Annotated in this window: 14 protein-coding genes; 2 read left to right on the forward strand and 12 right to left on the reverse strand. The window is 34.7% G+C overall.

Going from position 1 to position 13,487, the window contains the following annotated elements:
* Positions 1–174 precede the first annotated feature (174 nt).
* The 11 genes from ACTWQM_RS15525 to ACTWQM_RS15575 form a co-directional block, all read right to left on the reverse strand.
* On the reverse strand, positions 175–1,056 hold the full coding sequence (locus tag ACTWQM_RS15525) for an aminoglycoside 6-adenylyltransferase (protein ID WP_443259079.1): 882 nt from the start codon (positions 1,054–1,056) through the stop codon (positions 175–177).
* A 283-nt stretch (positions 1,057–1,339) separates the two neighbouring features.
* Positions 1,340–2,176, reverse strand: coding sequence for a hypothetical protein (locus ACTWQM_RS15530; RefSeq protein WP_443259080.1), 837 nt, complete (start codon positions 2,174–2,176; stop codon positions 1,340–1,342).
* 271 nt (positions 2,177–2,447) lie between these two features.
* Entirely contained in the window at positions 2,448–2,924 is a 477-nt protein-coding gene (locus ACTWQM_RS15535; protein ID WP_443259081.1) for a hypothetical protein, read from the reverse strand.
* A gap of 227 nt (positions 2,925–3,151) precedes the next feature.
* A complete protein-coding gene (locus tag ACTWQM_RS15540; protein ID WP_443259082.1) occupies positions 3,152–3,691 on the reverse strand; it encodes an aminoglycoside phosphotransferase family protein in 540 nt (179 codons plus the stop codon).
* 29 nt (positions 3,692–3,720) lie between these two features.
* Entirely contained in the window at positions 3,721–4,023 is a 303-nt protein-coding gene (locus tag ACTWQM_RS15545; protein WP_443259083.1) for a hypothetical protein, read from the reverse strand.
* A gap of 260 nt (positions 4,024–4,283) precedes the next feature.
* Complete coding sequence (locus ACTWQM_RS15550) at positions 4,284–4,886, reverse strand: CPBP family intramembrane glutamic endopeptidase (protein ID WP_443259084.1); 603 nt, start codon at positions 4,884–4,886, stop codon at positions 4,284–4,286.
* 269 nt (positions 4,887–5,155) lie between these two features.
* Positions 5,156–6,727 carry a hypothetical protein gene (locus ACTWQM_RS15555; protein WP_443259085.1) on the reverse strand — a complete coding sequence of 524 codons (1,572 nt, stop codon included), beginning with the start codon at positions 6,725–6,727 and terminating at the stop codon, positions 5,156–5,158.
* The gene (locus tag ACTWQM_RS15560) at positions 6,708–7,250 is read right to left on the reverse strand and encodes a sigma-70 family RNA polymerase sigma factor (RefSeq protein WP_443259086.1); all 543 of its coding nucleotides are present in this window, start codon (positions 7,248–7,250) and stop codon (positions 6,708–6,710) included. The genes ACTWQM_RS15555 and ACTWQM_RS15560 overlap by 20 nt, the downstream gene beginning before the upstream one ends.
* Positions 7,251–7,451: 201 nt before the next feature.
* Positions 7,452–7,949 (reverse strand): GNAT family N-acetyltransferase, encoded by a 498-nt coding sequence (locus ACTWQM_RS15565; protein ID WP_443259087.1) that lies wholly within the window; start codon positions 7,947–7,949, stop codon positions 7,452–7,454.
* A gap of 41 nt (positions 7,950–7,990) precedes the next feature.
* Positions 7,991–8,443 carry a hypothetical protein gene (locus ACTWQM_RS15570; protein ID WP_443259088.1) on the reverse strand — a complete coding sequence of 151 codons (453 nt, stop codon included), beginning with the start codon at positions 8,441–8,443 and terminating at the stop codon, positions 7,991–7,993.
* 145 nt (positions 8,444–8,588) lie between these two features.
* On the reverse strand, positions 8,589–9,008 hold the full coding sequence (locus ACTWQM_RS15575) for a GNAT family N-acetyltransferase (protein WP_443259089.1): 420 nt from the start codon (positions 9,006–9,008) through the stop codon (positions 8,589–8,591).
* A 313-nt stretch (positions 9,009–9,321) separates the two neighbouring features.
* Here ACTWQM_RS15575 and ACTWQM_RS15580 point away from each other — a divergent pair, with 313 nt between their 5' ends.
* The gene (locus ACTWQM_RS15580; protein ID WP_443259090.1) at positions 9,322–9,804 is read left to right on the forward strand and encodes a YusW family protein; all 483 of its coding nucleotides are present in this window, start codon (positions 9,322–9,324) and stop codon (positions 9,802–9,804) included.
* 181 nt (positions 9,805–9,985) lie between these two features.
* The gene (locus tag ACTWQM_RS15585) at positions 9,986–12,226 is read left to right on the forward strand and encodes an outer membrane protein assembly factor BamB family protein (protein ID WP_443259091.1); all 2,241 of its coding nucleotides are present in this window, start codon (positions 9,986–9,988) and stop codon (positions 12,224–12,226) included.
* 57 nt (positions 12,227–12,283) lie between these two features.
* Here the strand turns inward: ACTWQM_RS15585 and ACTWQM_RS15590 are convergent, their stop codons facing one another.
* Entirely contained in the window at positions 12,284–13,432 is a 1,149-nt protein-coding gene (locus ACTWQM_RS15590) for a PQQ-dependent sugar dehydrogenase (RefSeq protein ID WP_443259092.1), read from the reverse strand.
* Between the last annotated feature and the right edge of the window lie 55 nt (positions 13,433–13,487).

Consider the following 13,487-nt stretch of genomic DNA (forward strand, 5'->3'; position numbering starts at 1 on the left):
TTAATCCAATTAATACAAAACCTTCCAATCAAAATATAACGGAAGCTTATTTGGCATGTTTATTTTAAGTATAGCATGAAAAACTTAGGTTTTTTAGTGAAAAATGTTGACAACTATTAGCTGGTTTAATTGAACAAGCACCCTACCTTTTTGGCAGGGTGCAATATCATTCACTTAATATATTCTCGTTGCATAAGAAGGTAAATTTCTAACATCTTTAAGGTATTTAGTCATGTTTTTATTATCATCAATTGGATATGTGAATTTAAAATGTACAGCGACATCTTGAGATAAGATTCTAAACAAGTCACAAGTAATAAATATTGATTCCCACATATTTGTATAATCAGAATTAGAATACGTTTCTTTGTACATCTTCCAATATGATTCTGGAAGGTATTCCTTAAAATACTTCCCCAAATTTCCAAGGGAAACTTGAAAGTCTTGTTGTATCCCAATCCACCAAGTAACCATTTTATCCAAGGAATCTCTCGTCGTATATTCAAACATAAGTTTTGCATATGGGAGTTCATCACGCCAAATGGCTTTTGCAACGTTTTGCAAACACCACCAGAAATTGTTTGCATAACTATCGTATTCACCTTTGGATGGCTTTTTCACATGGTAATCAATATCGGTAGGGCAAGGTATTGCTCGCAAAAGATTATCTTTGTCCATTAAGGGAAGAGCAAGCTTATCTTTTCCATACTGCTCATACATGACTTCCTTTGTTTGAATACGAAGGTCTATACGATTTCCATCTGTAAAAAGCAATAAAAACCCATAAGACTTGGTGAAATCGAAATCAATTTCCCTACCAAAATCATTTTTGTCAGGTTCTTGCATCATTATTAAACTTCCAAACTCGTTAATCCATGTCTTATCTTCTATAAAAGACGCTGTTTCTGTCACAACATAAACAATATCATAATCCTGAAAAATATCTTTGGGTACATTAGGGTTTGTTCTTGAACCATTCATATAAACTGCTCGAATACGCTCATCTGCCTTTGCGAAATTTATTATTAGGTCCATCATTTCTTGTTCATTCCTCATTTATTTCCCTCCTAAAATAGTTAGTTTTTGAATGAAAAATTACAACGGAGGGGCTCGAGGATGATATAAACCTAATCTAATAATAAAAGTTTATAATTTATTTAAGGTTTTTTTCATCTAATCTCCCTTCCCTGTTTAGATTTATCCTGTACTTAAATTAGTTCAATATTTGTTCGCGAATTCCTTTTTTATAGAAACTGCATATAAAAAAATTTAACTAAAACGGCATTTTTCTTCTTCAATATTACTGCTGCTATAGTTGAACAAGGTGTGTTGGTAATAATCATATAACCTTACCAATAATTTTCTCTACCCATATTGGATTTTCTTCAATATCTAATTTATCACAAAGAGAACTATGAACTTTTCTAAACTCATGAACTATACTTTTCATGACATTTGTAATTTCGTTTTTATTTCTTCCGCATTCCCAGCTTTCAAGGAGAGTTTTCTGCCAGTTCTCCAACTTGCTTCTGTTTCCTTCATATTTAGCCCAGTCACCAAAAGCATTTGGTTGAACTCCTGCATTCATATACCATGCTGTTGCCATCGATAACCGTAAGTTATCGATACAATTCAAAGCATAATAATACTCATTTCTCATAACTCTTCTATATGCTTCATGTAAATGCGCAAAAGACTTCGTTCTCCACAACTCAAATTCAACAAACGATGGTTCATAGGTTAGAGTCATTGACCTTTTTAGAATTCCAGCTATAATTTCATCCTTATCTTTAATAATTTTTATATTTTGCAGCCAAACTGAGGGACGAATATCATCAGGCTTATAATAAAATGTATCTACTTTAATGAAACACTCATAATAAACAACAGTATAAATCGAAAAAGGGTTCATGTCCTCAAAATAGAGAACATTTCCCCATCTTTGAGGACGCTTTTTTTTGTTTGAAATGTATTCCTCAATTTTTTCAGGTTTTACAACTACTCTAAGGTCAATATCTGAATACAAATCCGTATTCTCATTTCCAATGGAACCACCATAAAAAAGTGCTAAAACATTATCATCGTTTAGAAAATCATTTTCGATTGATTTCATAAGTTTTTTTTGATAATTAGGTAATTCTAAGTCTCTTTCTTCATGATTAATTACAAGTCCCACACATTATAAACCACTCCCTATTTGTTCATATACAGATACTATTTCTATAAAAACAGTCGTTTATCCTTCTTCAACTATCCTGCTGCGTTACTTTAAGTACATTAATTCACGTACTTATTCCAACATAAAATTCCAATGATTCTTCAAATAAGAATAGGATCGCCATAATCGACGATCCCTTGTTACACTATTGCACCATTTAGTTGAATAAGAAATGAGAAGTAAAAATAATATTATTGTCAGTCCGATGTAAGGCTCCCCTTTAAGTAATCTACCTATTTTTCACATAGCTATTTTTAGTTTCAATAAGATACTGAAATAAGTATAGGAAAAATGCCTTGTAGAAGAAATAGAAGAAAAATTGAATTCTAGTTAACCAAACTGTTCTAAACAGCTTAACATTCTTACATAGTGTTGTAAGCGGACCTGCAAAAATAGCATTCACTAGAACATTAAGAAGTACAAATCTCGCCACATTTCCATATCCCCATTTTAATATCCACATTGAACTCACCATAAAAGGACCTATATGAAAAGGAAATTCATTAAAGAAATAGGAACGAGGCTTATTATAAAATGACCACCATCTTCGTTTTTTCCCAATTTGTACATCTATAGCCCCCATTAAAAGTACGAGAAGAGAAGCTGGAAAATACCTTTTAAAATTTTGTACTCCTAACAATGGTAATGAAACCCACGGAAGTAAAACCATTATTATGTTTATTATACGTTGAGTATTTTTTAACATGACCGCTCACCTTTTTTTATTATAAGTAGCATTTTCATGTTATATATTGTGCACGCAATTTTTTAAACTATACTCCTTCAACAAACATAGTGAAAACGATTAGACAAGGTAACACCTCAATCTGTAATTTGTTTATTACCTTATTTTTTTTAAACAATGACGCTTCTTTTACTATTCTGCAAGTTAGTGCAATATTAAACAATCGCACCCGTTAGTGGAATAAACACCTATTTATAGCCTTTAATTCCGTTTTCAAAAGCGGTATTATCTTTATTCTCAATCCCGTGAAGTGCTTCTTGTAATGCGAATGTACTTTTGTAAAACTTCACACGTTCAGAAATTGCATTTCCGTCAGGATACATGTTAATACACAAATTAAAAAAATTCTCACCATAACTGGACAATATTCCAGCAAAGTCATATGCTGGGTCTCCTAAACTCGAACCACCAAAATCTATTACCCCTGAAATCCTACTTGTTTCCGTATTCCATAAGATATTTGATGCTCCAAAATCCCCGTGTATAAGTGTAGTTTTCAAATCTAACGCTCTTCCGTTTAGAAACGTTTTAAAGGATTGAGTTATTTCCTTTTGACTTTCTTTTCTGATATAAGGAAACAATTTATTTTGTATTTTATCAAATAGTTCAGACATTTCTTCTCGTGGATTGTTATCTTCTAGTTTCAAAACACCCTTTGCTTTTTCTTCTGAAATAGAGTGAATTTCTATAAGAAAATCGACGAGTTGTAATGCCAGCCTTTTTATCAATTCATCACTCTTAATCTTTTCTAAACTATCTAACCATAAAGGAACCCTTCTATTAGACTGTAACCAGTAAAGACTTTTCCTGGCACTAATTCTTCAAAAGAGCGATATATTGGTTCTGGAATTGGAATTGAAACAATATTTTTGATTTGTTCCAAAATTTCCGTCTCTCTTTTTAATTGTAATATTCCTTTTTGGTATTTCGGAAATCTAAATACTAAAGAGTTGTTTATTATTAACACATCGTTATTTTGTCCAATTTCATTAGGGTAAAAGTCTTCTATGAAAAGGTTTGGATAAACCTGTTTAATTCTTTCAATATGCTTGTTACTCATTAGTGAAACTCCCTTTTCAGTCTATTTCTATTTTTTTCTAACTCAAAATTCTTATTAAACAATACTGCGGCTTTAGTGGAACAAGAAGTGCACTTCCTTATTCAAGATAAGCACCCGTTCGTTTTGTTTAAGTGTAATTCTTTACAAGATTTATGAAGTTAGGTAAATTCGACTCTTATTATTTGGGAACTTGATTTATATTAGTTGAAGGAATGAAAGGTACCTCTAAACATTTAAGATAAGTATTTCTAATTTTTAACTTAAAAATAAAACACATTAAGCATACCATGGAATAAACTTGCTGGGATTACACTATTGGATTTTTCTCGAAGCCAATTAATAACAAAGGAAAGAAGAAACAATTGTCCACAATATAATATTGTGTTAATAATTATATCGTCCGAATACTTATATAAAATAGCTACTGGAATGTGCCAAGTTGACCAAATAAGAGCTGTAACAATGTAAGCCTTAAGTCTGCTTAAAGGAATCAATTCGTTCCATAAAAAACCACGCCATGAGACTTCTTCTAATAATGATGATAGTGTTGAGATAGTTAAACCTATCAGTAGCATTTTAGAAAACTGTTCGATTGTCCAGTTAAAGTTAAATGATATAAATATAGGGATAATTATTGCAATGATATACCACTTGAATTGTCCGATTGATAAACCGAGTGTTGGAATTATTTTTTTCTTGTAAATTACTTTTTGTATTATAACAACAGTAAGGAAAGGTATTGCCATGGCATACCCTAAGTATTTATTTGGATTAATTGTAAAAGTAATTATAATATGCAAAGTCAAAGTTAAACTAAATGTTATCCCAATAAATAGTATTACTTTTCTAATATCGAATTTCATTTAGCACCACCTTTCTTATACATCTACAATATCTTTTTCACCTAAACTGCGGAGTTTAAGTGTGATTCTTCACAAAGTCTGTATATATTTTAACATAAATATTCATAATATTTTGCAAGGTAAAGGAAATGCTGATTTACATACGAATTTGGAGGTCAAAATGTGAACTTACACTAGCTATGTTACCAATAAAAAACGACCATCAAATTAGCGTACAAATTGATGGTCGTGAAACGGAATCCCCTATAACCTTGCCACACTTAAGGTTATCAATCTTCCTTACTAGGTTTAAAGAACTTTACGAGGGACATAGCTTCCTTGGCAGTAATTTCTTGCGTTACTACTTCATAGGTATATTCATTTGAAGTTCCAACAAAATGAGCACTTTGAGGCCGGTCAAGTTCATACACTGTCCAGTCAATATCGTTCGTTGTAAATTTTTCGGTTCTCTTTCCTTTATTAGTATCAAATGCTCCTGAGGAACGAGTAACAGAATCATTATGGTAGGCACGTACATACAATAATCTGGTTCCTGAACCTTCCACATTTTCACCCTTCTTATAACTATAGGTCAGATAAGCTTGGTTAAAAGACTTATACCTTTCATAACTTGCAGAGTATAATTCAAAATCCGGACCCGTAAATTCATAGAGAAAATTAATATCCTCCCGGAGAGTTTGGAGCACTTGATCTACATCTTCCTTATAATAGTCAGCATGCTCGATTACCTCAATTTCTTTTTCTCTCGAATCTTCATAATGAGGATCTGGGATTTCCTTCTTAGTCAGACCAGTTAAGTTTGGAATGAATTCTTTAGAATTAACTGAAACGTTTATTTCTAATTTTTCCGGATGTAAATAAGATGTAAGATTTCCATTTGAATCATACTCCTCATATTTAACTAAAATACCAGTATCTTTATCAACCCAAAACCGGAATGTTTCAACGTTCTTCATTCTTGCAACTTTTTCTTTAACTTCACCAGACAAAACAATGGTATTATGCCCAAGCATTGGTGCATTTTGTTTTTCAATATCCCATTGTTCATGATCTCCTAAATATTGTACTGCCTTATGAAATGGAAAAAGTGATATTCCTGCTGTCCCGGTTGGCGGTGCTTCCCAATCATAAAGATTTAAAAGTTTGTCATAAACTTTATTAGAGTCAATTGATAATGCCTCTTCTACTGACACTTTTTTTTGAAGTTCTTTAGGATCGAATTCACTTTCTCGGTAACTTTTTCTCATAAGGTCAATATTCCATACTTGATTATCATTGTGAACTGCCTTTTCATTTTGTACAAGCTCACCATCCAGTGAATGATTCTTAAATGAAACATAGCCACCCACTTTATTTTCCATACTTAACTTATACTTAACATTTACAGTCGACCCTGTTCCATCGTTGTATATATTTTGTACTTCAAACTCACCCGCTGCAGTCTTAAAGTGCATAGGTGTATTTAACATTTTGGATAATACTTCTCCCTTGTTCATATCATCAAAATACTCTTCTTTATTCGGAGGAGTATACATGCTCCCTTCCTTGGTATCCAAATTCTTATTCGAATTAAAAGGAGATTGTATTGTGTTTTCGGGAATAGATTGATCGTCACTAAAACCGCCTAGTTTACTGAAGCTAAACAATCCTAAACCCAAAAGAAGTACACAACTTACAGATACACTCAAGATATATTTTAGTCTGAATTGTAAGTTAGATTTCTTCCTATTTGAAGTCCTAACGGATTTCCTTACTGCTTCCTTACTTTTCTCACCAAATTCTATATCTTTTAGAATTGTTCTATTCATCTTTTCATTTAAATTATTGAACATGTCTTCCATTAGCTGTACTCCCTTCTAGCCTTCGCTTTAATAAAAGGCGGGCCCTATGCAGTCTAGATTTAATCGTAGACAGCTTCAGATTTAGCAAATTGGAGATTTCATTATATGTAAATTCTTCATAATAATATAATATGATTACTTCCCTGTATTTAATTGGTAAGGAAACTATTTGCTCTGAAATTATTCTATTATTTTCGAAATCTAATAGCCTGGACTCTGGTGTTTCTGTAGTTTTAGTTCTAGTAGATAAGAAATCAGAAAATATCAGATTTCGAAAAGACCAGTTTCTCAGCTTATCTTTACAAAGATTGACAGTAATACTATAAATCCAGGTCTTATAAGAAGATTCATGTCTGAACTCATCCAACTTTTGATAACACTTAATGAAAGCTTCTTGGGCAATATCTTCAGCTAATTGTTTCTCCTTGATATAAGTAAATGCTAGTCGAGTTATACTTTGACCATATTCATTCATTAAAAACTCCAGTAATTCATCTTTGCTTTGTTCATACTGATTCCCCATAGGTACTTCCCTTCCTCAGATAATATCCTTTAACTATTTAGACGACACTATGGAAGTTTGGTTGTAAAAATATTGTAAACACATATCCCAATTGAAAAAGTGCATTACTCTATAAGTTAAATGCACTTTTAAGAATTATTTATTCACTTATTCTCCTTGCGACTGGTTTATCTTCAGCCTTAACAACACTACTATTTAAGATTATAAAAGCTTTGACATGTAGTATTCGTCAACAAAATTACCATCGATAAATAAAGAGTGTTTTTTTGTCCCTTCCGTTGTAAAGCCCATTTTTCGATACAGTGACAAACCTGATTCGTTTTTTGTTACTACTGTAAGTTCCAAGCGATGAACATTGTTACGGTGTGCCCATCGATCCAACTCTTCAAATAGCTTTGAACCTACTCCCTGTCCCCTGTATTCCTTTAGTATTCCAATAACAATATAAGCGGAATGTTTATTCCTTCTCGCCTTGCCGCCAAAAGCCATTAAAAAGCCAACTATTTCGTGGCCTGTTTCCGCAACAAGTATAGTAGAGTTTCCCTCTTTTTCAATACTTTCTATCATCTTTCGCTGTTGTACTGGCTGACTATTTCTCTCACCAGCCTCCCACAGCATATATTCTGAATTTCCCTCAACTTGCTCCATAAGATGTGAAAGCTTTTCTGCATCTGAAGGTTTAATTTCTCTGACTATCACTGCGTATCTCTCCCGTAATGTTTAATATACTTCGACTGTTTTTAGTCTTTACTAATATTCATCTTACCATCACGGTAATGAGCATATTTATCCTCTTCAGATAAATCTACAAAAAGACCGTTCTCCGTAACTTGAATAAGTTCTTTCACCTTTTTTTCATCACCTTTAATCTCAATTGTTAAAACGCTTTCCACCAGTGGAGGGCCTCCATCGTCGGTTCGGACATCCTGAATCTCAAAATCATTTAGTTGATATCCTTTTTCTTCTAAATAACTGATTTTTTCCGAGAATCTCTCCTTGGCTTCTGATTCACTTAACGTTGTCTCCTGATCGTAATGCTCATCAAAAATAAGTAACTGATTAAAAGCCTTATCGTATTCTTCATTAACTAAAGCAGTGTAATAGTTTTCCACACTATTTTTAGCATCGCTGGAAGCACAGCCAGCCACAATAATACTTAAACCCAGCAATATGAGTATAAATATATTTTTCATTTTTTCCCTCCTAGAATTAAAGGCTATTTAGTCCTGAAAGTAAATGGCCAAATTTATTAAAATTATTTTAACATAAACCACATTAAGTATTTTATTTTTTAGAGTAGTTTGAATGGCATTCTTCATGCTAAGAAATTTGATCAAATTACATTAATCTCTTTTGTAAGAAATATTGATCAAAACCTCTTGGATGATCTTCAATGACACCAAAAATTTCATACCCGTTTTTCTGATAAAACGCAGGAGCCTGAAAGCTAAATGTATCGAGGTATATCAATCTGCAATCATTCTCTTTCGCATACATCTCTAATTTATTCAGCAAAATACTTCCATATCCCTCTTTCCTATAACCTTCATCAACCCACAGGAAATTAATTATTATATGATTCCAAAACATATTTCCGGTAATGCCACCCTTTAAATTTCCATTATCATCTTTCAGTGTAAAACCAATGTTCTCATTAGGCGTTTTAAGATGGTCTGGCAGCTGCTCCATGTTGTGTTCTATTACTTTCTTTTTTATTAATTCGCTAGTTTCTTTTGTCCATTGATTAATTATTTCCATAGTAGATCCCCCATAGCTCCCGGCAATTTGTCATATTTTACAATGCTACTACAAAATGACATTTTATAGTAGTTTCTGAAACCCGGTCGGACATATTAAATCTTGATAACATACCAGACTGATGCCACTTTTTCACCTTAAGAATCGATAGTAGTTATGAATAATGAAGTTATTCATAACCAACCCAATTACCCGGCTCAATTCCCTTAAACATAACTCTGTGAAAATATCGCTTCTCTATGAAAAACGAATATATAGTTAAGGCTTTGGGCATAATGCCGACTATAATGAAAAAAATATGGAGGTGTTATATATGAAGAAACTAGTATTATTTTTGCTTATTTCAGCTATGGTACTGACTGCTTGTGGCAATGAAGATGAAAACTCACAGGAAAACACTAACCAACCCAATGAAGATGTTGAAAGCCAAGAAGCAATGAGTACGATGAATGACATGGTTAAAAGAATGGAAGAGCTTGACTATACTTCAATTGACTTTGACGTCATATATGATGATAAAGAATTTGAAGGTGAAATTGAGAAAGATGATAATTTAGTGGAGTCCGAGTTTTATGATCCATTTAACAGTGTGAATGAACGCGGGCCTGCTGCTTTTGATGCCATGTTTCCAATTGTAAAAGACTTGAAACTGGGTCAGGACATGACAGATGAAGAGGCTGTTGCAATATCTATTGAAGCGTTTAGCATACCTGACAATTTCTTAAAAGCCGAATTACAAGTAACCTTTAAAGATGGAACAGAGAAAACTTTTGAAGTAAAAATGAATGAAATGTAGATATGTTAAAAAATATCAAACTTAAGGCATGGAAACATTCGTTTTCATGCTTTTTAATTTTCTGCCAATCTTACCTATATTTCCCACTACACTATTTTCTTTCCAAAAGACTATTTCCCAAGTTTACGGGCAAATTACAAAATAATTAGACCATAACTATCGTGAAAGAAAGGTGTTTTACATGCGCAATAAGAATGTATGGTTAGTAACAATTGGAATCTTACTGTTAATAGGTGTTAGTATTTTTTCATTTCAATTCGAAAATTCTGACAGTGACACGGCGGATCCTGAACATGATTTACAGAAAGACAAACAAAACGAACCAAACGTCGAAAAGCAAAAAAATCCTACTGGTAAAGAACACTTCTCCGTACAACATACGGAATATCCAGGGGAAGTTACGCCCGATTTTTCTCCTGAAGAACTGATAAAGCCACCTTCTGGTAATTGGTTAACAAACGGGGGAAATATATATAATGGCCGGTACTCCCCATTAAAAACAATTGATACTTCCAATGTCAGTGACTTAAAAGCAGAATGGATTACGAGCATGGGGACTGGCCTCAAATTCAAATACTCTGGGGAAGCCACTCCACTTGTGTATGATGGCGTGATGTTTAATGTGACTGGTGAAAATCATGTTGCAGCAATCGATGCAACAACTGGAGAGTTCATATGGGAGTATAAGCCCAAACTCCCGGAAGGCTTGGATACGCTTTGTTGCGGATGGGTAAGTCGAGGCGTTGCACTAGGAGATGGAAAGGTGTTTGTTGGTTTGTTAGACGCAAGATTAGTTGCCTTGGACCAGAAAACCGGTGAAGTATTATGGGAAACAGTAGTTGATGAATGGGAAAAGGGATATACCATCACAAGTGCTCCACTCTTTTATGATGGAAAGGTTTATACAGGTATTGCAGGTGGTGAATACGGAATAAGGGGTTACGTAGCGGCATATGATGCAGACATAGGCAGACAAGTATGGAGGACCTACACCCTTCCAGAGCCAGGGGCAAAGGGATCGGAAACATGGCCGGAAGATAGTGAAAACTGGTTAACAGGCGGAGCACCAGTCTGGCAAACACCAGCAGTTGATCCGGAATTAGGACTCATTTATTTTGCAACTGGGAATACTGCACCCGATTTGGATGGGAGTAATCGTAAAGGTGATAACCTCTATACAGACTCTGTAATGGCATTAAATGCAGATACAGGCGAATATGAATGGCATTTCCAGGAAGTACATCACGATATTTGGGATTACGACCCAGCTAATCCGGTTGTCTTATATGATGTAAAAATGAATGGTGAAACGAAAAAGGGGATAGCTCAAGCTGGAAAGACTGGATGGGTATATCTATTGGATAGAACAAACGGAGAGCCGCTCGTTGGCATCGAGGAAAAAGCTGTACCACAAAATAAAAAACAAAAAACTTCGCCTACTCAGCCATTCCCAATTGGGGATTCCTTTGTACCGCAAAAAATTACGAAGGAAGATATAGAACGGGACTTACCAAAGGAATTTGATGGAAAGTTCGGGAATATTTTTACACCATTTTGGGATGAACCAGTAACCGTGAAGCCTTCACCTCAAGGAGGAGCAAATTGGCCACCTTCTGCATACAATCCAAACACAGAACTGTTTTATGTGCTGGGTAATGACAATTATTTTTCATATGCACATTATGCAGAAGATGAGGAGAATAAATTTGAAGTGGGTAAAGAATGGCTGGGAAGTATATGGCAGCCTGTAGAAAAGTCACCTAGTCGTGGCACGGTAACTGCAATCGATATTAAAACCAATAAAATTGTATGGCAGAATGACTGGGATACGATTGCATATAGCGGAATTTTAACAACTGCCGGGAACCTCATCTTCACTGGACATAATGATGGAAGAGTTATCGCTTATGATGCAACTACTGGGGAAAAAGTGTGGGAATTCAAAACGGATGCAGGTGCAAATGCCCCGCCAATCACATATAAAGTTGATGGGAAGCAATATATCTCCATATTCTCAGCCGGAAATTCACTTGCCGGAACACAGCATGGAGATAAGATTTATACCTTCTCTTTAAATGGAAAATATGGATCCTTGGAAGATATTCCTGAGGATGCCATTACGGTATCACCAGCAAAAGAAGAAATGGACTTCAATCAAGGTAAAGAAGAAGACAAAAATGAAGTTTCCGTAGATGAAGGATTAAAAGTGTATGAAAACAATTGCTTATCCTGCCATGGTGCAGAAGGTGCAGGCGGCCATAATGGACCGAATTTACAAGACATCAATATGGATACAGAACAAATCATAAATCAGATTAAAAACGGTGGCGGTAACATGCCTGGATTTGAAGGTGCGTTAACTGAGGAAGAAATTAAAGCTGTAACAGAATATATCAAGAGCCTTTCTGAAGAAGAAGGTTAAAAACAACCAAAAAGGTAGTCGTCCATTTACCAGAACGACTACCTTTTTATGTTTATGTTAATCTGTGGATGCTTTTTCTGTTATCGGAACTTGAATTAACCGATCATCCTTTTTACTTGGCTCACCACGCTCATCATGATTGTTGGTAATCGTAAACAATGCTTCATCCTCAATCATAATATCTCTTAACCTTCCTGCATCACTAAAAAATTCATCAACTTCACCGCTTGCTATATCATAAGTGAAAATTTTGGAACCCGCTAATGAGGCTACAAATAATTGTCCCTCATTAAAAGCCATTCCAGAAGGTGCCCAAGTGTCATCACCAGAATGATGAACAGGCTCAATCATTTCAGTGGCTTCTTCGTCACCCTCGATTACAGGCCAACCATAGTTTTGCCCTGCCTTAATAAGGTTGATTTCATCATGGCCGGAATCACCATGCTCCGAACTATAAAGGTTTCCTTCATTGTCCCAAGCTAACCCCTGTGGATTTCGATGACCAAACGAGTAAATATAGGAATTGTCAAAAGGGTTGTCTTCTGGCACATCACCATTTAATTCCATTCGTATAATCTTACCCGCCAAATTATCAAGCTCTTGAGCCTTTTCGGCCTGACCGGTATCACCTGTTGTAGCATATAGCATATCATCCGGACCGATTTTAATTCTGCCTCCGGTATTTATTTCGCCACCTGGTATGCCCTCAAGGAGAATATCCTTTTCCGTCCAGATGTTATTTTTCAGTGACATCGAGATAATTCTATTAAGGGTTTCGCCATCTTCCTGATAAGTATGGTAAGCAAATGCCGTTTTAGATGTATCAAAATCTGGCGCTAAAGTAAAACCAAGAAATCCGCCTTGTCCCTCATGAAGAATATCTTTTGACACCTCAACATCCTGAATTTCTACTAACCCGAGACTTCCATCGATTTGAACAACGGCTCCATCCCTTTGACTTAAGAAAAAATTATTGCCATTCTTGCTGATTGTCCACGGAATAAACAGGTTATTCGCATTGATACTTCCATTATCCGATGTTACGACTTCAACTGTCCCTTCTGATACTTCAACTGCCTCTTGTTGGAAAGGGTTTTGATTCTCCTGATTCTGTGATTCATTGTTTTCCTGAACTGTATTTAGTGCAAATACAAGTCCTCCCAGAAAGATTATTCCTAGTAAACTAAGATATATCGTTTTTTTCAAAAAAAACACCTCAACTTCATTTGAATTTCGTCACTAGCATCACCCATTTTCAGAC

This window comes from Virgibacillus sp. L01 (genome assembly GCF_052246775.1).
GTDB lineage: Bacteria > Bacillota > Bacilli > Bacillales > Amphibacillaceae > Lentibacillus.